The 20,690-nt window shown below is 51.8% G+C and carries 29 protein-coding genes and 3 pseudogenes; 29 read left to right on the top strand and 3 right to left on the bottom strand.

What is annotated here, in order from left to right; all coding sequences use genetic code 11:
- The first annotated feature begins 7 nt into the window (after window positions 1-7).
- The 12 genes from PBA01S_RS05705 to PBA01S_RS05760 all read left to right on the top strand — a co-directional run bounded on the left by PBA01S_RS05705 (window position 8) and on the right by PBA01S_RS05760 (window position 9,188).
- Entirely contained in the window at window positions 8-520 is a 513-nt protein-coding gene (locus tag PBA01S_RS05705; RefSeq protein WP_028537853.1) for a GNAT family N-acetyltransferase, read from the top strand.
- Between the two features lie 37 nt (window positions 521-557).
- Window positions 558-1,076 carry an RDD family protein gene (locus tag PBA01S_RS05710; RefSeq protein ID WP_028537852.1) on the top strand — a complete coding sequence of 173 codons (519 nt, stop codon included), beginning with the start codon at window positions 558-560 and terminating at the stop codon, window positions 1,074-1,076.
- 6 nt (window positions 1,077-1,082) lie between these two features.
- Window positions 1,083-1,652 (top strand): GNAT family N-acetyltransferase, encoded by a 570-nt coding sequence (locus tag PBA01S_RS05715; RefSeq protein WP_028537851.1) that lies wholly within the window; start codon window positions 1,083-1,085, stop codon window positions 1,650-1,652.
- A 143-nt stretch (window positions 1,653-1,795) separates the two neighbouring features.
- A complete protein-coding gene (locus tag PBA01S_RS05720) occupies window positions 1,796-2,440 on the top strand; it encodes an alpha/beta hydrolase (protein ID WP_028537850.1) in 645 nt (214 codons plus the stop codon).
- A 36-nt stretch (window positions 2,441-2,476) separates the two neighbouring features.
- Entirely contained in the window at window positions 2,477-3,109 is a 633-nt protein-coding gene (locus PBA01S_RS05725) for an NUDIX hydrolase (protein ID WP_028537849.1), read from the top strand.
- 104 nt (window positions 3,110-3,213) lie between these two features.
- Window positions 3,214-3,468 (top strand): hypothetical protein, encoded by a 255-nt coding sequence (locus PBA01S_RS05730; RefSeq protein WP_028537848.1) that lies wholly within the window; start codon window positions 3,214-3,216, stop codon window positions 3,466-3,468.
- Between the two features lie 34 nt (window positions 3,469-3,502).
- A complete protein-coding gene (locus PBA01S_RS05735; RefSeq protein ID WP_051416821.1) occupies window positions 3,503-3,961 on the top strand; it encodes a putative immunity protein in 459 nt (152 codons plus the stop codon).
- A 166-nt stretch (window positions 3,962-4,127) separates the two neighbouring features.
- A complete protein-coding gene (locus PBA01S_RS05740) occupies window positions 4,128-4,592 on the top strand; it encodes a GNAT family N-acetyltransferase (protein WP_028537846.1) in 465 nt (154 codons plus the stop codon).
- Window positions 4,593-4,605: 13 nt separating this feature from the next.
- Window positions 4,606-5,301: a response regulator transcription factor gene (locus PBA01S_RS05745; RefSeq protein WP_028537845.1), complete on the top strand. Its 696-nt coding sequence runs from the start codon at window positions 4,606-4,608 to the stop codon at window positions 5,299-5,301.
- Window positions 5,298-6,812 (top strand): sensor histidine kinase, encoded by a 1,515-nt coding sequence (locus PBA01S_RS05750; protein WP_028537844.1) that lies wholly within the window; start codon window positions 5,298-5,300, stop codon window positions 6,810-6,812. Before PBA01S_RS05745 ends, PBA01S_RS05750 begins: the two co-directional genes overlap by 4 nt.
- 412 nt (window positions 6,813-7,224) lie before the next feature.
- Complete coding sequence (locus PBA01S_RS05755) at window positions 7,225-8,445, top strand: WD40 repeat domain-containing protein (protein WP_028537843.1); 1,221 nt, start codon at window positions 7,225-7,227, stop codon at window positions 8,443-8,445.
- A gap of 32 nt (window positions 8,446-8,477) precedes the next feature.
- A complete protein-coding gene (locus PBA01S_RS05760) occupies window positions 8,478-9,188 on the top strand; it encodes a stalk domain-containing protein (protein ID WP_036699291.1) in 711 nt (236 codons plus the stop codon).
- Window positions 9,189-9,308: 120 nt separating this feature from the next.
- On the opposite strand, the pseudogene pqqA reads toward PBA01S_RS05760, so the two are convergent.
- Window positions 9,309-9,353: pseudogene (gene pqqA / locus PBA01S_RS23290) on the bottom strand (pyrroloquinoline quinone precursor peptide PqqA); the annotation flags it as partial.
- A 55-nt stretch (window positions 9,354-9,408) separates the two neighbouring features.
- Here pqqA and PBA01S_RS05770 point away from each other — a divergent pair.
- The 9 genes from PBA01S_RS05770 (at window position 9,409) to PBA01S_RS05810 (ending at window position 15,289) form a co-directional block, all read left to right on the top strand.
- Window positions 9,409-9,864, top strand: a complete 456-nt coding sequence (locus tag PBA01S_RS05770) for a DinB family protein (protein ID WP_085279039.1) — start codon at window positions 9,409-9,411, stop codon at window positions 9,862-9,864.
- Between the two features lie 75 nt (window positions 9,865-9,939).
- Window positions 9,940-10,833, top strand: a complete 894-nt coding sequence (locus PBA01S_RS05775) for a pentapeptide repeat-containing protein (RefSeq protein WP_028537841.1) — start codon at window positions 9,940-9,942, stop codon at window positions 10,831-10,833.
- Complete coding sequence (locus tag PBA01S_RS05780) at window positions 10,830-11,753, top strand: AraC family transcriptional regulator (protein ID WP_028537840.1); 924 nt, start codon at window positions 10,830-10,832, stop codon at window positions 11,751-11,753. The genes PBA01S_RS05775 and PBA01S_RS05780 overlap by 4 nt, the downstream gene beginning before the upstream one ends.
- A 76-nt stretch (window positions 11,754-11,829) precedes the next feature.
- A complete protein-coding gene (locus PBA01S_RS05785) occupies window positions 11,830-12,555 on the top strand; it encodes a YjjG family noncanonical pyrimidine nucleotidase (protein WP_028537839.1) in 726 nt (241 codons plus the stop codon).
- Window positions 12,556-12,794: 239 nt separating this feature from the next.
- On the top strand, window positions 12,795-13,298 hold the full coding sequence (locus PBA01S_RS05790; protein ID WP_028537838.1) for a GNAT family N-acetyltransferase: 504 nt from the start codon (window positions 12,795-12,797) through the stop codon (window positions 13,296-13,298).
- A gap of 116 nt (window positions 13,299-13,414) precedes the next feature.
- Window positions 13,415-13,924, top strand: a complete 510-nt coding sequence (locus PBA01S_RS05795; RefSeq protein ID WP_051416820.1) for a cupin domain-containing protein — start codon at window positions 13,415-13,417, stop codon at window positions 13,922-13,924.
- Between the two features lie 17 nt (window positions 13,925-13,941).
- Window positions 13,942-14,448 (top strand): GNAT family N-acetyltransferase, encoded by a 507-nt coding sequence (locus PBA01S_RS05800; protein ID WP_028537837.1) that lies wholly within the window; start codon window positions 13,942-13,944, stop codon window positions 14,446-14,448.
- 20 nt (window positions 14,449-14,468) lie between these two features.
- Window positions 14,469-14,864, top strand: coding sequence for a zinc ribbon domain-containing protein (locus PBA01S_RS23260; RefSeq protein ID WP_307719219.1), 396 nt, complete (start codon window positions 14,469-14,471; stop codon window positions 14,862-14,864).
- Between the two features lie 2 nt (window positions 14,865-14,866).
- Window positions 14,867-15,289: an NUDIX hydrolase gene (locus tag PBA01S_RS05810; RefSeq protein WP_028537835.1), complete on the top strand. Its 423-nt coding sequence runs from the start codon at window positions 14,867-14,869 to the stop codon at window positions 15,287-15,289.
- Between the two features lie 62 nt (window positions 15,290-15,351).
- Here PBA01S_RS05810 and PBA01S_RS05815 read toward each other — a convergent pair.
- Window positions 15,352-15,662 (bottom strand): annotated as a pseudogene (locus PBA01S_RS05815) (amino acid permease); the annotation flags it as partial.
- A gap of 14 nt (window positions 15,663-15,676) precedes the next feature.
- Between PBA01S_RS05815 and PBA01S_RS05820 the strand changes: the two are divergent.
- Together PBA01S_RS05820 and PBA01S_RS05825 are read left to right on the top strand one after the other, a co-directional pair.
- Window positions 15,677-15,931, top strand: a complete 255-nt coding sequence (locus tag PBA01S_RS05820) for a LysR substrate-binding domain-containing protein (RefSeq protein WP_232228279.1) — start codon at window positions 15,677-15,679, stop codon at window positions 15,929-15,931.
- A gap of 87 nt (window positions 15,932-16,018) precedes the next feature.
- Complete coding sequence (locus tag PBA01S_RS05825) at window positions 16,019-17,494, top strand: amino acid permease (RefSeq protein ID WP_028537832.1); 1,476 nt, start codon at window positions 16,019-16,021, stop codon at window positions 17,492-17,494.
- A gap of 82 nt (window positions 17,495-17,576) precedes the next feature.
- Here PBA01S_RS05825 and PBA01S_RS05830 read toward each other — a convergent pair whose 3' ends face one another.
- Window positions 17,577-18,281, bottom strand: coding sequence for a hypothetical protein (locus tag PBA01S_RS05830; RefSeq protein ID WP_232228282.1), 705 nt, complete (start codon window positions 18,279-18,281; stop codon window positions 17,577-17,579).
- Window positions 18,282-18,678: 397 nt separating this feature from the next.
- Here PBA01S_RS05830 and PBA01S_RS05835 point away from each other — a divergent pair, with 397 nt between their 5' ends.
- The 6 genes and pseudogenes from PBA01S_RS05835 to PBA01S_RS05860 all read left to right on the top strand — a co-directional run bounded on the left by PBA01S_RS05835 (window position 18,679) and on the right by PBA01S_RS05860 (window position 20,682).
- Window positions 18,679-19,185 carry a GNAT family N-acetyltransferase gene (locus tag PBA01S_RS05835; RefSeq protein WP_127575529.1) on the top strand — a complete coding sequence of 169 codons (507 nt, stop codon included), beginning with the start codon at window positions 18,679-18,681 and terminating at the stop codon, window positions 19,183-19,185.
- Window positions 19,186-19,205: 20 nt separating this feature from the next.
- Entirely contained in the window at window positions 19,206-19,433 is a 228-nt protein-coding gene (locus PBA01S_RS05840; RefSeq protein ID WP_028537829.1) for a hypothetical protein, read from the top strand.
- A 27-nt stretch (window positions 19,434-19,460) separates the two neighbouring features.
- Window positions 19,461-19,565, top strand: a pseudogene (locus tag PBA01S_RS23295) (DUF2837 domain-containing protein); the annotation flags it as partial.
- Window positions 19,566-19,588: 23 nt separating this feature from the next.
- The gene (locus PBA01S_RS23300) at window positions 19,589-19,678 is read left to right on the top strand and encodes a hypothetical protein (protein WP_368017496.1); all 90 of its coding nucleotides are present in this window, start codon (window positions 19,589-19,591) and stop codon (window positions 19,676-19,678) included.
- Between the two features lie 27 nt (window positions 19,679-19,705).
- On the top strand, window positions 19,706-20,332 hold the full coding sequence (locus tag PBA01S_RS05855) for an NUDIX hydrolase (RefSeq protein ID WP_085169077.1): 627 nt from the start codon (window positions 19,706-19,708) through the stop codon (window positions 20,330-20,332).
- A 170-nt stretch (window positions 20,333-20,502) separates the two neighbouring features.
- On the top strand, window positions 20,503-20,682 hold the full coding sequence (locus PBA01S_RS05860) for a hypothetical protein (protein WP_127575531.1): 180 nt from the start codon (window positions 20,503-20,505) through the stop codon (window positions 20,680-20,682).
- The last annotated feature ends 8 nt before the right edge of the window (window positions 20,683-20,690 follow it).

The raw sequence follows: 20,690 nt of genomic DNA on the forward strand, positions 1-20,690 counted from the left end.
GATAGCTATGAATCTGCGAATATTAAAAGAGGGCGATGCGCAAGTTTATCAAAGCCTGCGATTGCAAGGATTGCAGGAATATCCGGATGCCTTCGGTTCGACCTTTGAGCGGGAAGTGGCCTTTACGATCGAGATGGTGGCGGAGCGTATCAAAGCAAACGAAGACCGCTTTGTACTGGGCGCTTTCGACGAGCATGAGAACTTGGTTGGTATCGTTACGTTGATTCGAGAATGTTCTCCCAAAACCTGGCACAAAGCAAACGTATTTGGTTTGTATGTTACCCCGGAGATGCGCGGCAAGGGGATCGGCTTGGCGTTGATGGAAGAACTCATCGCACGTGCCAAGCGGATGGAGGGGCTGGAACAGCTGAATTTAACGGTGGTCTCAACCAATGATTCGGCTCGAAGGCTTTACGCCTCTCTTGGGTTTCAGCTGTATGGAACCGAGCGAAGAGCTTTAAAATGGGATGGAGCTTATTTTGATGAAGATTATATGGCGTTAAGGCTGGAGCGAATATGATCATCCTTGTATATCCCAAAGAATCGGCGGGTGAGATATGAGACTCGCTCTGAAGAGGTTGTTGGCCTATTGGATCGATTTCACGATGCTGGCAGTTGTTTTGGTCGCAGTACAATGGCTGGTGAATTTCGCCGCTTCCGGCTTCCCCTTTAGCGAATTTGACAAGGGGATTGAAATTGAACTATGGGTGCTGGCTACGATGTCGTTGCCGGTATGGAGTTATTTTATTGTGATGGAGTTGCGTCATGGACAGACGTTCGGGAAAAAGTGGCTTAACCTGTGCGTCACCAATCGCCAAGGTGATCCGATCCAAATCGGGCAAGCATTGGCTAGAACGGCGGTACGCTTGTTGCCGTGGGAGATGGCCCATACCATCATCTTGGTGCCCGAACCCTGGTGGAGCGTGGATACGCCGGCGCATCCAGGCTGGATTTACCTGCCGAACGGTTTAATGATCGTTTATCTTGTGATATTATTTTCCACTAAGGGAAGCCGGACTTGCCACGATCTGGTGGCTGGCACGAAGGTGAATCCAAGCGCACGAGAGAGAGGGTGATAACCGATGAAGTATTTTAAGAAGCTGGTGGGGTCCAGACTGTACTTGTCCCCGGTAAATCCAGAGGATGCGGAGACGTATGCTGATTGGATCAACGATCTTACCGTTTCCGTCCGGCTAGGGACATCCCGTGACGTGATCGGGTTGCAACGGGAGCAGAGATTTCTGGAAGACTTGGCCAAGGAAGGTCAAAATTATGCCATTGTTCGACTGGATGGAGATCAGTTGCTAGGCAATTGTTCGTTATTTGCTATCGATCATGTCCGCAGGGTGGCTGAGGCGGGGATCTTCTTGGGAGATGAGGGGCAGCGGGGGCAAGGATACGGCACCGAGGCGCTGCAACTCCTATGCGAATATGGATTTAAGATCTTGAATCTCAACAACATCATGCTGCGCGTTTTTGAGTTCAACCAACCGGCCATCCGATGCTACGAAAAAGCGGGGTTCCGCGAGTTTGGCCGCAGATCGCAAAGCTACTATGTGAACAATACTTACTTCGACGAAATCTACATGGAACTGCTGCGGGACAATTGCCAGACGAATTTTCTGGATGCGAAGCTGCCCCGCCGCGAATAGAACATATGCTGCATGACCCGGCTAAATGTATACGAGAGCCGGGTTGTATTTTATGCGAAAGGGAGACGACTCAAATCATTCAGGAGCGGTTTCAGCTATAGGTAATCTGGAGTTACTCTAATATCGAGAGGAGAGGATCAAAGATGAAAGCGTCCACTCTGAAGTTTCCTTCCTATTGGAAGACCGAGATTAGCGTGAAATATATCCAAGTCACGGACTCCAATCGAAAGCTGGTGGTTTTGTTTCCCGGCAAAAACTACTCTTGCGATCGCCCCACCCTGCATTATGCCGCGCTTGCAGCCCGGGAGTGCGGATATGATATTCTGGCGCTCGAGTACGGTTACCAAGCCGCTCGTAAGGAGCTTGAGTATCGGGAAATTCCGCAGGTGATTCAGGATTGTGAACAGGCGATACGGCAGGTCATTGGCAGTTATGAGGAAATCGTGTTCATCAGCAAAAGCCTGGGGACGGTGGTGGCCGGTGAAGTCCATCGCAGATTGGGAGTTAGAGCCGAGGAAATCCGGCATATTTATTTGACGCCAATTTCCGATACGCTTCCGTATATCCATGAAACTCAAGCGGTTGTCGTTTACGGGACGAAGGATGATGTGTTTCCTCCCGGATTGGCAAGTCGACTGAAGGCATCAGACCGACTGAAAATTGTGCCCATCCCCGGGGCTAACCATGGATTGGAAACGGGACGGGTGGAAGAGAGCTTGGACATTTTGCGAGAGCTCACCGTTATATATAAGGAAGTATTGCTTGGTGGAGTGAAGCATCAGGCGTAAAACAATGGGCTGATATGAACCCACTTGGAGGACAACATGAGCGAAACCGAATTGTTTGACATCTACACGAAGGATATGAAAAAGCTGGGTACAGCTCCAAGACAAGAGGTTCATGCCAAAGGGCTGTGGCACCAAACCTTTCATTGCTGGATTATGAAACGGGATGCCCAGGGTGAAATTTATTTGTTATTTCAACGTCGGCATCCCAACAAAGATGTGTTCCCGTTGTTATTGGATACGTCTTGTGCAGGGCATCTCCAAGCCGGAGAAGACGTTAAGGACGGAATCCGTGAACTGAAGGAGGAGCTTGGGTTAGCGATCCCGGTTGAGGACCTGACGTATCTCGGCAAGGTAGCTCAAGAGCATTTCCCTTCACCCGATGTGATTGACCGTGAGGTCAACCATGTCTTCATCTACGAAAATGAACAGTCCTTGCTCGATTATCATATCCAGACCGAAGAGTTGACAGGGCTGTATTGGGTGAGCTTGCAGGCTCTACAGGAGCTGCGCTGCGGGACTCGTGATGAACTGTCGTCAGAGGGAGTTTACGTAGATGAAGACAATGGAGGACTGCGAGAAGAACAGGCCACGTGGCGGCTCGCGGATTTTACGCCCAATTCGGACGAGTATTATCAAATGTTATTTGACCGGATCACCTCCTTATTCTGAACGCGGCGGGTTTTCTGCTGGGCGCCAGCATATATAAAAGGTATAGACGTGTGCGGTATGAACGAGAAGCTAGGAGGTGACTTCAGCTGAACAAGGAAAAGAGCTTGTTATATGCTTTTTTGGTCGGCGTCGGTTTTAGCTTGGTTCCATTCCCGACGTCGGGCTTCTTTCTCATCCAAGTCATTTTCATTATTATTCGCAGCCTGGGCATGATTGTCACGATCTTTGCCGGGATCTTACTCTTAACGGAAATCTATACTCACCTCAAAGGCTTCTACGGAAGTTTGATCCAAAACCTGGCCATAGCAGCCGCTGTGATTCTGGCGCTCGTTCTTATTTTCTACTGGGGATTGTTCTAACTAGCTTCTTATCGGGGAAAGGGGAAAATCCACATTGGAATCCAGGAAGTTTGTTGATGTGAACATCAAACGAGCCATCGCAGACCAAGCGGAGCGGACGGACCAGCGAACGCTGGCGTTATGGGCGTCGGAATGCGCGGAACGCGTACTGCCTTGCTTCGAGGCGGCACGGCCGGAGGACCTGCGGCCGCGGCAAGCGATCGAAGCGGCACGCGCTTGGGTGCGCGGCGAAGTCAGCATGGCCGCGGCCCGCGCAGCAGCAGTTGCCGCGCATAACGCGGCGCATGATGCCGGCCATGCCTCCGCCAGCGCTGCGGCGCGAGCGGCGGGCCACGCGGCGGCTACTGCGCATGTGGCGGGGCACGCGGCGCATAGCGCCACCTACGCCGCCAAGGCGCTCGCCTATGCTGTGGACAATGCGGAAGCGGTCAAAGCAAAGACCGAGCAGGAGCGGCAGTGGCAGCTCCGCCGGTTATTGGAATTGAGCACGTAAGCGGTGATGGAGGCGTTGAGTTGAAGTATTTTACTGATGGTACCGAACCCCGTAGGTTTGAGTTCCGGTTGCTGCTCGAGGCTCCGATGGAATTGCACGAGCTATCGTTGGTTGCCGGCGGTGTGAACATCGAGTAGTTGATTATTTGACATAAGGAGCTAAACCGATGAAATCTTCATCATTAATCGTCCGTGAAGCACAGTCGGGTGACCTGGAGCCCTTGGCACGGCTGTTTGACGAGTATCGCCAATTTTATGAACAAGCTTCAGATCTCGAAGGAGCCCGGCGTTTTCTGGCGGAAAGGGGAAGCCGGCATGAATCCGTCGTCTTTCTGGCCATCGATTCGGTCAGTGGGACCGCCGTTGGGTTTACGCAGCTGTATCCGTCCTTTTCCTCCATCTCGATGAAACGAGTATGGATTTTAAACGATTTATACGTGCGGGAGGAATATCGGAACCAGGGCGCGGCGAAGCTGCTCTTGGAAGCAGCCAAATCCCACGCTCAGCGGACGAACGCGAAAGGCTTGGAGCTGTCGACGGCGATGACGAACGTCCGGGCCCAAAGATTGTATGAAACGAGCGGGTATGAACGGGATACGGAGTTTTATCATTATTTTTTGAGCTTGATGTAAAGGGAGTTATAGCATGACCAAGGTGCTTGTAGTAGATGATGAAGCGAGTATTTCTGGAGCTGTGTCGTACGCGCTTCGGAGGGAAGGGTATACGGTGGAGACGGCAGCGGACGGGCAAGAAGCTTTGGACCAGGTTGAGATGTTCAAACCGGATGTGATGGTGCTTGACGTGATGATGCCAAAGCTAAGCGGATACGAGGTTTGCCGCAAGCTGGAGGGGCGGCCGTCGCGGCCAGCGATCCTGCTGCTAACCGTCAAAAACGACATCGTGGATAAAGTGCTGGGATTAGAGCTCGGAGCAGACGATTACATGACTAAGCCGTTTGATATGCGTGAGCTTGTCGCTCGGGTGAAGGCGCTGACCCGTCGCGGCCCGCGGGCGATCCAGGCCAATTCCGGCGAGGCGCAGGAACGTATACGGCTGGGGGGACTCACGATCCATCTACTCAATCGGACGGTTCATGCCGGAGACACCCTGATCGATTTAACGCCAAAGGAATTCGATATCCTGGCACTCCTCGCCGGGCATCCGGGACGGGTGTATTCGCGGGAAGCGCTCTTGGAGCAGGTGTGGGACATGGATTTCGCGGGCGGTACGCGAACGGTGGACATGCATGTGCAACGGCTGCGTAAGAAGCTGGGCCCGTGGAACGATTGCATTCAAACCGTCTACGGTATCGGTTATAAAAGCGTGGAGCCTTCATCATGAAACAGCGGAGTTTACGGTTTGGCCTGAAATGGAGAGCCGCGCTGCTGCTGGCTTTCCTGCTAACTGCGGTGATTGCTGTACTTAGCCTGCTGGTATTGGCCGGGATCCGCGAGGATCAGCGCCAGCGCTTGGAGCAAATGCTGGCTGCAGAGGCGGAAACCGCGAACCTTCGGGTCCGCCAAGAAGCGTTGACGAGCGGCTTGCCGGATCCAGACGCGTTTATGGAGCTCAGCGGGCAAGACCTTGCCGTCAATTTAGGTGCCGAAAGCGGACTTCCGGTCACACTATATAAGCTGGACGGCTCGCTTGCCGGCACCTCGTTGCCGTTCCAGCCCAAGGCGGACGTTCAGGACGCGCTGGCTTATACAGCCAAAGGACAGTCCGCGTATATCACGCAAGGCGATCAGCTGTTGTATCTGGCACCGCTTTATACGATGGATCAGCAGCCGGCGGGGACGGTCCAGTTTCATGTGTCCCTTGCAGAACAGCACGCTTTTTACGAAAGAATTCAGCGTCTGTTCTGGCTGGTTGGCGCGGCCGTACTGGTTGGGGGATTTCTGCTCGGCTACCTCTATGTCTGGCGACAGGCCAATGTGATTACGCGGCTCAACCGCGCCGCCATGCGCATCGGGGAAGGGGAGTACCTTCGTGAGCCCACGGTTCGACGGAAGGATGAGCTGGGTGAATTGGCGTTGGGAATCTATGAAATGAGCGGAAAAATCGCCACAACCCATGCCCAACTAACCGATGAGAAAAGCAAACTGATCGAGGCCGTAACCCGGTTGCAGGAGCTGGAGCAGCAACAGAAGCTGTTTATCGGGAACATCAGCCATGAGCTGAAGACACCGCTGACCTCGATCCTTGCCTATACGGACCTGTTGAATATGTATCGGGATGATCCGGTGTTGCTTGACGAGGCGTGCCGCCAGATCGGCATGGAGGCGGGGCGATTGTATGCGCTGGTTGAGAAAGCGTTGAAGCTCTCCTCCATGGACGTCTATGACTTCGAGACGAACACGGCTTTGGTGGACCTGAAGTCCTTGCTGGAGGACGCGGCCTCACGCCTGCAGGCGAAAGCAGAGCAGCAAGGCATCCAGATCGTCACTGACCTGCAGGACGGCAAGGTATGGGCCGATGCGGATAACGTGATGCACATGGTAATGAATCTGCTAGATAACGCCGTGAAATACAATAAGCCCGGAGGAAAAGTGTTTTTGTCCAATGATGCCGTCTCGGTAGTGGATGGCAGCGACCGGATGCAAATTAAGGTGAGAGATACCGGGATCGGCATTCCACCGGAGGCGCAGGCTCGCATCTTTGACCCGTTCTACACCGTCAGCAGCGACCGGTCCAGAGCCCATGGCGGGACAGGCTTAGGGCTATCGCTGGTGCGCAGCTTGGCGGAGAAGCAGCATGGCTCGGTGAAGCTGGCGGCTTCCGGTCCTGAAGGGTCCACGTTTGTGATCGAGCTGCCGCTTGAACGCCCGCAACCTGCCGGAAGCGGCGGCTAAGCCAGCCCATTTCAGCCCAGACTTGAAGAAGTCGGGGCTTTTTTTGCATTCAAATGCAAAAGTACATTTGATTCCCTGGATAACCGCTGGTTTCGGGCCAATGAAATGTAAAAGTACATCTGACATAGAGCAATTTTGCCGTAAAGAGGCGGTTGGGCCTTGATGAACTGCACTTTTACACCTAAATGGCCATTTTTCAGCACTCAGCGGGAAATGAACTGTACTTTTGCAGTTTCGGCCTCCGTTACACTTCCACTCGATGTTACAAGAACGTTACAAGTCGGATATTTTTATGTGAAAAGTCTTCCCTATACTGAAGTCAACAGGGAGAACCGAATGGGCCGCCCCGAAACAAGGGGGTTGAGCGGTAAGGTCGGCGACACCTGTGGCAAAAACGCAGGAGGTACCTGGAATGAAGCACCCTATGGGCACCTTTGCCCTTCAACTTTTGGCAGCAACGCTCTTGTTGGGCACCGTAACGGCTTGCCAACCAAATGAGAAACGTCTTACGGTCGTTGACCCTAAGACGCATCAAAACGGGCAGCAACAACCCGCCCAAACTGGGGGTAAGCCAGCGGAAGCCAAGCGGCAACTGACGGTTGTAGACGCACAGCCACAATCGCCTGGCCGGGAAGTCCGCGTCGTCAGGATGCATGCCATTGAAGATTCGAGCATCCAGTCCTGGATTTCGGAGGACGAGGTGAAGGTGGAAAAGACCCGACTGGTCAAATCCGGGACGGCGACGGAGGAACCGCAATACGCCTATGAGGTCTCGATCGTGAACCTGGTGACCGGCCAGACACGTGAGCCTGCGGGAGAGGAGGGACAGCAGATGGACGGCTACATGCTTGTGAAGGAGTTCCCGTCTCCAGATGGACGGTACCGTTTCATTCAGAAATGGAAGAATAAGTACACGGCCGACAACTTTGTAGAGAATCGTCAAACGGGGGAAATCCTGCACATCCCGGGAGAGAACTACCTGGAACTGGGCGGGTGGCTAAACGAGGAAACGTACATTTTAGCCGCCGGCTCGATGGAAGGCCGAGGAGAAATCCGGCAAATTTCCGCAGCAGACGGGAAGGTGACGCTGCTTATGTTAGACGATCCCGACATCGATGTGTTTATCCATTTTGGCGTCAGTCACGGCAGGATCTACTATACCGATAATTATAACGTTTTGAAGGTATTTGATCCGGGTCAATCGAAGCCGGTCAGCTTAATCCGCGATGTCTGGGAGTTTCAAATTTCCCCGGACAGCCGCTATATCGCGGTATCTACGGTGACCCAATCGGGTGTTTTTCAGGGAAGTGAGCTGTTGATCTACGACTCCGCGGGCAGCCTTCAAGGGACACTAATTGGCAAAGGCGACGTCATCTCTTACGTAACGTGGTCTCCAGATTCCACTAAGCTGGCCTTTGATGTGTATTCCGAGAATAAGCCGGGGATGAATGGCGTGTATATTTTTGACACCGGCTCCGGACAGGTGTCTCCGCTCGCTCCTTATTACGCATCGGTCGATCCGCCTCCTCACGCGATCTATCCGTTAAGCTGGAGCCCATCGGGCCAACGGCTGGGCATTACGGTGGACGATCCGAAATCGCTGCTCGTCACTCAAGTGATCGATTTTAAGTAAAACAAATTCATTTAGGGAGAGGAACTAACGACATGAACAACAACATGAAAAAATCCATTTTAGCTTTCGCTGTAGTAGGCATGACCTTATCCGGAGCTGCCGGAGTTTATGCCGGGTCAAAATTGCAGAAAATCAACGCCTACCTGAACAATCAAATCGGCATCCAGGTCGATGGCAAAACCTATGCTCCAGTTGACGGGCAAGGCCGTCCTTTAGCGCCGATTACCCATAATGGCACGACGTATTTGCCAGTACGGGCTTTGGGAGACGTGCTTAAGGTCTCGGTGAACTATGATGCGAGCCAGCACCTGGTGCAGATTGGCAGCCCATCTTCGGGAACTCCGGATTCGGACACCAGCTTAACTCCTGTGAACTATACGAATGCTCAAATGGAAAAAATCAAAAAAGCGTTTGCCCAATTCGAATCCTTTGAGACGCCTTACGCGCCTCAGCAAATGGTCCAAGGGGATACCTTCAAAATGGTTGGCGAATCCGGTGATGGCGTAAATCTGATCTTTGATCATATGACGGTTACGATTTCCCCGCGGGACTACGCCTATGACTATGAAGGGAAAACAGTCACCTTGTCCAACGGTACGAAAGCGAAATGGTACACGCCATCCGAAACGCCGATGCTGTCCTTCCAGCTGGACGACCGGTTCGTTACACTGAGTTCGCCGGACGGGAAGTTAAGTTCGACACAACTGGAGCAGGTCGCCGTTACTGTTGCGAAGTTGAAATAAAGAGAGAGCAGTGAGAGAGTAGCAAAATGAATGAATACGATATGAAAAAGGTTAACTCATAACAATCGCTAAAAGTCTGTCGGAGCAGGTATCTGTATTGCTTCGGCAGGCTTTTTTGGATTAGTCAAAAGTTAGGAAATAGGCATTTACTTCCATCCCTGTTCTAGACTAAGATGGGATTGTTGGGCAAATTGAAGTGATCTGAGGAGGAGAAGCGTACATGAGTAAAAGAATGGAACAGCTGGAGCTTTTGCTTGAGGAGATTTCAACGACGGTTGACGGTATAGAAGAGACACAATTTCAGAAGAAACCGTCGCCGGAGAAGTGGTCGAAGCTGGAAATCCTCGGACACTTGTGTGATTCCGCAGTCAATAACCATGTGCGGTTTATGCGGATCCTGACTTCAGATGAGCCGGTTACATTTGAAGGATACGTACAGGATGAATGGGTAAGACGTCACGGCTATCAGGAGCATTATGGGCGCGAGGAGCTGCTCCTGGTGTGGAACCAACTCAACGGGTTAATCCGGAATACGCTGTACAGTGCCGCCGAGTCGGATTGGGAGAAACGGTGCTTTTTTACGGACGGCACCACGATGACTCTTGAGGAATTGTATGAAGATTATATTCGGCATGCACGTCATCATTTAGCGCAAATCAGCGATCCGAATCGTTAAGAAACTCTATGCATTTCCCGGTTCCTTGTTTATATTAGAGACACGACGATAGGCAAAAAGTGAGGGAATTTGACGATGTCTGACAATAGAACAACCAAGGAGCCGGCAGATGGCCGACGTCGTTTCGAGTTGCAGGCCGACTGCGAGCATTGCTTTGGCTTGTGTTGTACAGCCCTGCCTTTTGCGGCTTCGGTGGACTTCGCTGTGAACAAAGCAGCTGGACAGCCCTGCGGTCATTTGCAGGATGACTTCCGCTGCGGCATTCACGGCAATCTTCGGGAACAGGGGTACCGAGGGTGCACCGTTTACGATTGCTTTGGCGCAGGACAAAGGGTGTCACAGGTCACTTTCGCGGGAGTGAGTTGGCGCCAGGCGCCTGGATCATCCAAGCTGATGTTTGATGTGTTTCCGATCATGTGGCAGCTGCATGAATTGCTCTGGTACTTGGATGAAGCGTTAAGTCTGCCTCAGGTCAGCCATTTACATGAACGTTTGCGGATGAGTTATGACGAGACGGAACGGTTGACATCCGCCAAACTGGACGACTTAATCCGCTTTGATGTGGCAGCACATCGCGCGAAGGTCAACGAGTTGTTGCTCGAGGTGAGTGAGCGCGTTCGCGCTGAAGCGCTGCGGAAGGCTGGTACATCTTCTGGACGGCACAGAAGCTTTGGGCGTGGGGCTGATCTGGTTGGTGCCAAGCTGCGGGGCGAGGATTTGCGAGGCGCATTTTTAAGAGGCGCTTACCTGATCGCTGCGGATCTGCGGGGAGCGGACCTGCGCGGTGCCGATATGATTGGGGCGGATCTGCGAGATGCCGATGTAAGGGGAGCCGATCTTTCGGAGAGCTTGTTCTTGACGCAAGCCCAGATCAATGCTGCCAAAGGAGACCGTGCCACCAAGCTGCCTCCTCTCCTCGAACGGCCCTTCTATTGGGAAGGGACTTCGGGGAGGCAAGAAGCGAGATGAACGATTACCGGGAAAGGGTGGGTCAGGTCTGTAAGTATATCGATGCGCATTTGCATCAGAAGCTAAACTTGGATCAATTGGCCGAATTGTCCCACTTCTCGAAGTATCATTTCTCGCGGATATTTACCTCGGTGACGGGGGAGACGCCGTTTGCGTACATCATGAAGCAGCGTCTAACCCGGGCCGCAGCTTACTTGCGGGAGACCAACCAACCTGTGCTGGAAATTGCGCTGAGTTGCGGGTTTGAGTCTGCTTCCAGCTTTAATGCAGCGTTCAAGAAGCACTTTGGTCGTACACCAACCGCGATGCGAGAGCAAGCTCGGCAAGCTCGGCAAGATCGCAATATTTCGCAATCGGACCGCAATCGGCAGGAAGCCGATGCCGCGCCAAACCTTTATGATCAAACTGTAAAAAACAGTTTGTTAAGGAGGGTTTGGCAAATGCAAGCCAACATTGTAGAGCTTCCCATGATGGAAGTAGCGTATGTAAGACATGTCGGAAGTTATCTGGAAACCTATCAGGCCTGGGCAAAGTTAGGTAAGTGGGCGGCGCAGCATCAGCTATTTCCGCCGGAGCAATCTTTTATCGGGATTTCCTTGGACGATCCAGCCGTGACCGAGGAGGAGGAATGCCGGTACGATGCCTGCGTCACCGTGCCGAATACGCTTAGCCGTGCGGATGCCCCGCCGGAGATCGGCTTCCAAACGCTGCCGGGCGGGCTTTATGCGAAGTTTTATTTTTATGATACATCGGAAAAGCTTGCGCTGCTGTACCAGAGCATATTCGGAAATTGGCTGCCGGACAGCGGATACGACCCGGATGATCGGTACTGTCTGGAGTTCAGTATGAACGATCCGGCGCAGGACACGCAGGGCAAGGCGAAGGTCGAATTATACATTCCGATTAAAGCAAGGGCATAAGTGGAAGTGAATAATGATCCTGAGCGGATGCCAGTAAATATTTTTTGAGGATAGAGAATGCAACAGGAGGAGCCCCATGACTTATACGCATCTTTTATTCGACGCGGACGACACATTATTTGATTACCCGAAGGCGGAAAACCACGCCTTAAGCCGAACGCTTACGGAGGCGGGCATTCCTTGTACCGACGACGTGATGCGGGCATATCAGACCATTAACCAGCAGCTGTGGCGCGATTTGGAGCAGGGACTGGTGACGCAGGTCACTTTGCGGACGGAACGGTTCGCCAGACTGGTGAAGGAGCTCGGCGTAACTCCCCGCTCTCAGGTAGAGGAGATTAGTGAGCGCTATTTGGAGCTGCTTGGGGAGGGGACCTTCCTGCTGGAAGGCGCAACTGAGCTCTGCCGCGAATTGCAGGAAGCTGGGTTTCACCTGGCGATCATCACCAACGGCATCAAAAAGGTGCAGGTGAGCCGAATTGCCGGATCGGCATTGGCGCAAATGTTCGAGGCTGTCATCGTTTCTGAAGACACGGGGTATTCGAAGCCGCATCCGGGGATTTTTGACTATGCGTTTGAAGCATTGGGGCTTCGGCCAGCGGACAAAAGCCGGGTGTTAATTGTTGGGGATTCGTTGACTTCTGACATAAAGGGTGGTCTAAACTACGGGATCGATACCTGTTGGTATAACCCGAATGACCGCCCGAATACACTGAACCAACAGCCGACTTATGAGATTCGCCACTTGGCGGAGGTCAAGACGCTGGTCGGAGTCGGGGGTAGTCCTTCGGTAGACCTCTGAGAACACGAGCTGTTCAAAATGGATTAAGGTGAGGAGTTGATAGGTATGACCGGTGTAGGAGTGATTGGGGTGCTACCCGCTCTCCTTTTCTTGTTTTATCTTGTTCTCGCTGGCTTAATTTTATATGCCTTGATCTTGTTTATTAGGCTGGCCCACCGGGGCATCGAAGCGTTAGATATCTATCTCCGGGACAAAAGAGGAAGGTAATTCGAAATCGCGAAACCAAGGAGGGCTAGTGCATGGAAGTTCGAATCGCACCTATTTTACCTTCTCAAAGCTCGCTGTTTTTTAATTTGTTTCAGCTGTACTTGCATGATTTATCGGCGTTTACTGGCGAGGAACCGGGGGAAGACGGGCGATTTGATCTGGCGAACACTTCCCTTTACTTGGAGCGGGAAGAACTGCATCCTTATTTCATCTATTGTTCGGGGAAAGTAGCCGGCTTCATCCTGGTTTGCGCCCCACCGTTTGTGCCCGAGGAGATTGACTTTACGGTGCAGGAGATGTTCGTGCTTCATAAATATCGCGGAGGTAAAACGGCGGAGACGGCCGTCTTCGAAATTATGCGGCGCTTGAAGGGCCAAATCCGGGTGGAGCAGCTGCAGAATAACGCTGTTGCCGTAGCTTTCTGGAAGAAAATTTACCGGAAGCAAGGCATCTCTTTCGTTGAGACGATCGAACGCGTGGAAATCGAAGGGTTGCCCGGCCTTCACGAGGTTCTAGCTCAAACTTTCTCGTTGTAGACGAAAGCGAATACTCGAATCGGTCTGAAATTATGTATAATGAGAAGACCAACGTATGACCCGGCCCCAGGAAGCAATGATCGGCGGCCGGGTATTTGTTTATTAGGGGGAGAGACATGGCACATTTATATCATGCAGACCGTGTGAAGTATCATCAGAAGCAATCGCCCGTGCCAGAGTTCGCTTGGCATACAAGCGAGCGCTTGGCAGAGCTGGCCGGCTCCAAGCATTTAACGTTTGATATCCGTTCGCTGGATCCAGGGAAGTACTCTTTTCCTTATCATTTTCATCGTAATGCAGAAGAACTCTTCGTCATTCTGGAAGGCAGTGCGATGCTTCGGACGCCGGAAGGGCATCAGGAAGTACATACCGGGGATATCGTGTTCTTCGAAATGGGGCCCTCGGGGGCGCATCAGCTATTTAACCATACGGAGAAGCCGTGCAAGTACCTGGATATTCGTACGAACATGGGGCTGGACGTTTGTGAATATCCTGATTCAGGGAAGATCAATATTTTACCCTACCAAGAAGTTTACGAGAGCGCCGGCCAAGTTGATTATTTCAAAGGTGAGGATCAGGTAGCCGCCAAGTGGGCAGCGAAGGAGAACGGGAACGAGCATGAGTAACCAATGGAGAGATCGAAATGATTGAAATTCGAGAAATTCGAGTGGATGACGCTGAGCGCTTTTTGAAACTATGCCTGCAACTGGACCAAGAAACGAAATTTATGCTCTATGAACCGGGAGAACGTAACACGACGGCTGAAGAACAGCGGGAGCGGATTCAATCGATTCTGTCCGAAGCCGGCTCCACAATTCTGGTAGCGGAGGATCAAGGGAAGTTGGTTGGTTATTTGGCCGTGTTTGGCGGTCAAGCCAACCGAACGAAGCATGTCGGTTACATCGTGGTCGGCATCACTCAAGCCTACTCGGGCAAAGGGATCGGAACCCGCTTATTCCAGGCTGCTGAGGCATGGCGTGCGGAGACGGAGATCACCAAGTTCGAGTTAACGGTGATGATCCCTAATGAACGGGCCGTTGCTCTGTACAAGAAAGTTGGCTTTGAAGTCGAGGGCGTCAAACGAAATTCGATTCGAGTGGATGGAAATTACGTCGATGAGTATTATATGGGCAAAATATTTGAGGCCTAATCCTAAAGGAGGCGTGAAGCGTGATTCAGTGTCCTTGGTGCGGAGAACAGGTCATATTGGTTGCTGACGTTTGTCCTGAATGCAAACATGAGGTGCTGCCTGAGCATCTGGAGGGATTCCCCGGGCCGGGATCGGGGGACCTTGTTGATCCTCCTCGGGTTGGGGATTACTTCGATCTCGAAGAGGTGCTGGAGCGTCGTTTCAAATGCAGCAAGTGCGGAAAACGGCAAGCTGCGGTGAAAGAAGTGGCCATGACCGGCACCGGGTTGAGCAAACTGATGGACATCCAGCACAACCATTATTTATTCGTCTCCTGCCTGAACTGTGGTCATGTGGAAATCTACGATCCAGATGTGCTTCGGGGACAGCCATCGGGTAAATTTTCGACGATATTGGACTTATTATTTGGAGGCTAACGATGAAACGAACAGATGTGGTATATTTGCTAATCCCCGATGAGACGAGAACCAAAGTGCTCATGGTGCAAAATGAAAACGAAGCCTGGACGCTGCCTGGAGGCGCGGTGGAGCCTGGCGAGACGCTGCAGATCGCGGCGATCCGCGAAGGGAAAGAGGAGACAGGACTGGATGTGAAGGTTCACGGGATCGTGGCTGTGAATGAATTTGTACATATAAAAAACGAGGAGCATGTCATCCTGCTGACGTTCCGCGCGGAAATTACGGGGGGCAAGCCGGAGATTACCCGTCCAGAGGAGATATTGGATATCGCATGGGTTGACGTGGAGCGCGCAGACGAACTGATGCCCTATTATCCGGAAGGGATTAGCTCCATTGTGGCCAGAGGGGTGGAAGTCACCTATTTTGATGAAGGACGGATTTAAGCAAGGCTGCGATGGACAGACCAGATGCTGTTTCGCCGCAGCCTCGTGACGACCGTATTAAATTAGATATCCAGAGAAGTGGCTTTCCGCCGGCTGAAGCGCAGCTGGATCCCGAGGCATAACAGCGCGATCAGCAGCGGGTAGAGCATGGCCCAGCCGGTGAACGGAATACGACGGCTGTAGCCGCAAACGAAATCCAGCTGAGGACAACGCCGATACGGCTGCCTTTGAGGAGCCGAATTCCGGCAGCGCAGCCGCCCATGTACGTGAGAATAAAGGTTGCGTTCGGAAATTGGATCAGCGTGCTGAGTGACATTGTCCCGGTTCCGTAAAGCAGCATGACGGCTATAAAGCAAAACATCAGAAACAAAAGCGAGCGACTCGAACTTGGAGTTTTGGAGCATCGAAGCGATCAAGCAGTGTGTGATCTCCGGGCTGGGAGTCTCCTTCTTGCCGCGGGTCACCGTGCGCAGCGAGCTTGAAGAAGGCAAGCTGGTGAAGCTGAACTGGAATGACGAATCGCAGCGGGTGGCGACACAGTTGGCATTACACCGGAAGAAGTGGCGATCCCCTGCATTGGAGCAATTCGTCTTGATGGTTCGGGAACAAGCGGAACGATGGCGAAAAGAAGCTGCTATGTAGTCCATATCTAAACTTATTCAACATAATTTCGTTAATTTACGCCAATACTCCCTATAGTTTACGAAGAGCTTGAGGGAGGCTTGGCTTATGGGCAATGGCAAGACTGGCGAAAAAGGAATCTCGACGTTTCATTTAACGATGCTGGGGCTGGGGACGATCGTCGGGGGTTCGTTTTTTCTCGGTTCCGGCGTGGCGATTCAAGCAGCGGGTCCCAGCATTTTGCTATCGTTTATCCTTGGCGGATTGCTGGTTTACATCATTCTCTATGCCCTCTCGGAAATGACGGTGGCTGACCCTGTGCCAGGCTCGTTTCGTACGTATGCGGAGCGGAGTTTGGGACGCAGCGTTGGCTTTATTACCGGTTGGGTGTATTGGGTGGGCTTGATTCTGGCGATGTCCAGTGAATCGATCGCGGCGTCCACCTTTCTTAGGGAATGGTTCCCGAGCTTTTCGGAGGTTGCGATGGGCATGCTCATTATCGTCGGAATCACGCTGCTTAATTTGCTTGGTGCCGATTATCTGAGCAAGCTGGAGAGCGGTCTGGCAGCGGTGAAGCTGCTGGCCATCGTCGGGTTCATCGTCATCGGGCTGGCCTTGATAGCGGGCTGGATTCCGGGGACTCCAGCAGCGGGGGGAGGCGAACTGCGAAATGAAGCGTGGTTTCCCGGGGGGATTGCAGGGATAGCGGGCAGTATGCTTATCGTGATGTTCAGCTATTCGGGATTTGAGGTCATTGGCCTAGCCGCTTCAGAGGTGGAGAACCCGAAAAAGACGATTCCTCGGGCCATTAATATGACTCTGATCAGTTTGCTCGCCTTGTATATCGCTGCGATCGCAGTGATTCTGATGTTGTATCCAACACAGGGGATGATCGCGGACCAAAGTCCGTTAGTTTTAGCTCTAACCCGCTGGGGCATGGGATGGGCTGGGACGCTGATTAATATTGTGATGATTACGGCGATTCTGTCTACGATGCTGGCTTCGACATTTGGCCTTGCCCGGATGCTGCGTTCGTTGGCAGCGGAAGGCCATGCCCCGGCATGGCTGAAAGACCGGCATGATATCCCGTATAGGGGTATCCTGTTCTCGGGAGCCGCTATGCTGCTCGGTTTGGCGATGGGGTACCTGCTGCCTCAGCAGGTGTACCTCTTTCTGGTCAGCTGCGGAGGATATTCGCTCTTGTTCTCCTACTTTATCATTTTGGCCTCCCATTATCGCTGGCGGCGGGTAACGCCCTGCTCTCCGGAAGCTACATGTCAGCTTCCAGGTTACCCCTATACGTCCTGGGTTGGTCTGATCGGGATGATCGCCATTATCGTGAGCATGCCCTTTATTTCCGGACAAGGGACCGGGTTGGTGGTGGGGTTAGGATTAACTGCACTGCTTGCCGGGATCTATTGGGTGAAAGAAAGAAGGGGAAGGGTATCGGCTCCGTCCAGCCAACGACCGATCCCTGCTCCGCTAACGGAAGCTGCTGAGGAGATAACGGGCATACGCGATGATCGGGAGACAGCGGATGAAGTACCGGACTCGACTACCGTGCCGAAGAACAAAAAAGAATAGGTTCGGCCGCCCTTGCAGCAATGGAATTGTTGTTACAGCCTTCCAGTCCAAGCGGTTACCACGGACAGGAAGGCTTTTTAGCTTAGTGGATCGCTTCTTGGACTGACGATCCCGATTGCTTCAACTCATGTAGCCGCTTCAGCAAATCCCTCATCCGGATGGGGATTTCCCGCTTCAGCTCTTCCCAGGTAACGAGCATGTCGAGGGACCACTCAAAAGGATGGTAGGTGCCGGCAATATTAAACTGGAAGCCGCGAAGATGCTCGGTTGCGAGTGCGTCCGCCTCGGGCAGCGTCTTATACATGCCGTGCAGCATGTCGGGCTCCAGAACGCCGTCTTTTCCTGCATGTGCTCCGGTTGCCAGGTGCAGGTCGGGAAGCAGCTCGAACAGATCGCGGATTGGAGAGAAGGCGTGTTTTCCCGGCTGGCAATATAAGCTGATACGTCCATCTGGCCCTACGTTCGTTTTGCCGGGAGCGATACCTTTGAGGTATCTACCATGAAAACTGGCTTCACAATCGACAACGGCACCTTGTGGAGACAGGAAGATCCACATATGCTCCAGATCGTAAAGATGTGTAATATCGTAGTCCCAGTAGACGGCATATTCAATAACCGATCCAACACGCTCCCCGTCCACTAACAACATTCGTTTGAATGAAGGAGACGGACCGGTTTCCGTCAGCACCGTAACGCCAACCCGAATGGGACGGAACGGCTCGTGTTCATCAATGAGCATACGCGGGATATGATGAAAGGCTAATTCCCGCCAATTCACATTGTTCACCAGCAAGTTAATCGCCTCCAGTTATTTTTCAATGGGATTCGTGACCAGATAAGCGTAGCACGTGTTCTTCAATTCTGTATTAAGTTGGGAATACCAGCTTTTTGATCATGTTCCTTTGTTCTTATGTATATGGTTTGTGAAACTGACAACATTCGTCGATATCCTGAAGATGAAATTTAGCTTGGAAACGCATCAGACAAGGCGTTGCCGACTACATTGGTATTAAAGAAAGCGATTTCATGAATAGGGGTAGCTTTCTCGGTTGAGGTCAGTGTATCATAGTTTTTGTAAGAAGTAATTTGTATAGTGAAACGTTATTGATATACGACCCGGCTGGAGATAGGTCCATATCCGAAGCTGGGTCCCGTTATTTACGAAACAGAAAGGATTGAAGCTGATGGATTCACTGCTGATCCGTCCGGCAACACTGAACGACATCGACGGCATTCGAGAGGTAGCTGTGGAAACCTGGAACAGCACTTATGAAATGATTTATCCGGAGCATTTTATCGCCACGTATTTGACCCACGCCTATGCCAAGAGCAGCTTAGAGCAAAGCATCACACTGGACGAAGCGCAAGCCGCGCGGAAGTTCCTGGTCGCGGAATGGGAAGGAGAGATCGTTGGGTTTGGCCAACTGTCGGAAGCGGATGATGAAGGGGTTAGTGAGCTGACTCGACTTTATATCTTAAAAGAGCATCAGCGCAAGGGCATTGGCAAGAAGTTGCTGAATGAATTAATTCGTCTGAACCCATTAATCACTGAAATTTACGCCTGGTGTGAACGTGAGAACGACATCGGCACGCTCTTTTATAAATCCAATGGATTTGTATATACCGAAGAAAAAGAAGAAGTTCTGTTCGATTATCGCACCATGATGGCCAAATATGTGAAAAAAATCTAACTCATTCATGGAGGCTTATTTTGGGGAACGTTGATAAACGCAATCGTTTGGATGAAGAGATTTTCACTTATGAAATCACGAAAAATCGAAAGGTGTTCATTTCTTGGAAAGGGCGCATGGTCACTACCCTTTCTGGGAAAGAAGCGGAGAAATTTATCACGCGGATTCAAAGCGCGGCGACACCCAAAGAAGCCCAGCTGATCATGGCAAAAGCCACGGGACATTTTAAACATGGCAACGAAAAATAGCGGAAGTTTATTGGAGAGGGAAGTAAAGTGACCACCTATCTGGTAATCGTATGCATCTTAACGTTGATTATTCATGCGGCGGAGACGCTGTCGTATTCCATACGCTATGCCGGTGTGAAGCTGAATAAAATGCTGGGGAGGATCTATATATGTTGATGGGCGCGAGGTTTCTCGGAACATTAGCGGCGCAACTGATCATCTTCCCTGCTGCATATATGATTTCTATGGTGGTACAGTGGATTTAGACTTCTATCCGAAAGGTTGCGATTCAGATGTCGGACTCGATTCCGCAGCTGCAATGGCTGGAGTGGGCTAAGCAAATTCAGGCCATTAGTCAGGCTGGGCTGGCCTATTCCAAAGACATGTACGATCTTGAACGCTTTCAGATGTTGCGTGAGCTGAGCGTGGAAATTGTCAGCCGTTATACCGAAGTGGAGACGGAGAAGGTTAAAGCGCTGTTCGCCAATGAAACCGGCTATGCTACCCCTAAGGTGGATGTGCGCGGCGTAGTGTTTCAGGATGACCGAATTTTGCTCGTACGAGAACGAGTTGATGGGGCGTGGTCATTGCCGGGAGGTTGGGCCGACATCGGTCTATCGCCTAAAGAGGTTGCGGTTAAAGAAGTGAAGGAGGAAGCCGGTCTTACCGTCTTTCCGGTGCGGTTAATGGCGGTGTTGGACAAGAAATTCCACGATCATCCCCCGGAGGCGTACCATATCTACAAAATCTTTATATTGTGCGAGATCGGCGGAGGTCACGCAGAAGCTGGAATGGAAACTTTGGAGGTCGGATTTTTCGGTCGTGACGAGCTTCCGCCTTTATCGCTTGAACGAAATACGCCCAAACAGATTCAACGCCTGTTTGAGATGCGGCACAGCACCGAAGTATGGTTCGACTAACGTGAGGCGATTCCTGAACGGAAGGCGGGACTCCCATGTCTCCTAAACGAAAAACCTTCATTTTTCTAATTGTGTCGCAGCTCATTTATGCGTTTTTTTCCGTGGCATGGTTGATTGTGCTTGGCATTTCCGCCTACCTCTTCCATGATTCAGGAGGGGTCCACCCAGGCATGCGAGCGTTATTCGCGTATCTTCAGGCGTATCCTGGTGGTCTGCTGCTCGCTTTGATCCTGGGCTGGACTTATTTCGCCAAAGGCAAGTACAAACCGGCGGTTTGGTGGAATCTGCTGCCGCTATTATGGGTGATTCCTTATCTCGGCATCTTTATTTATGCTAATTTTTTCGCTTAAATTTCAAA

Source organism: Paenibacillus barengoltzii NBRC 101215 (genome assembly GCF_004000745.1).
In the GTDB taxonomy this organism is placed as follows: Bacteria; Bacillota; Bacilli; order Paenibacillales; family Paenibacillaceae; genus Fontibacillus; species Fontibacillus barengoltzii.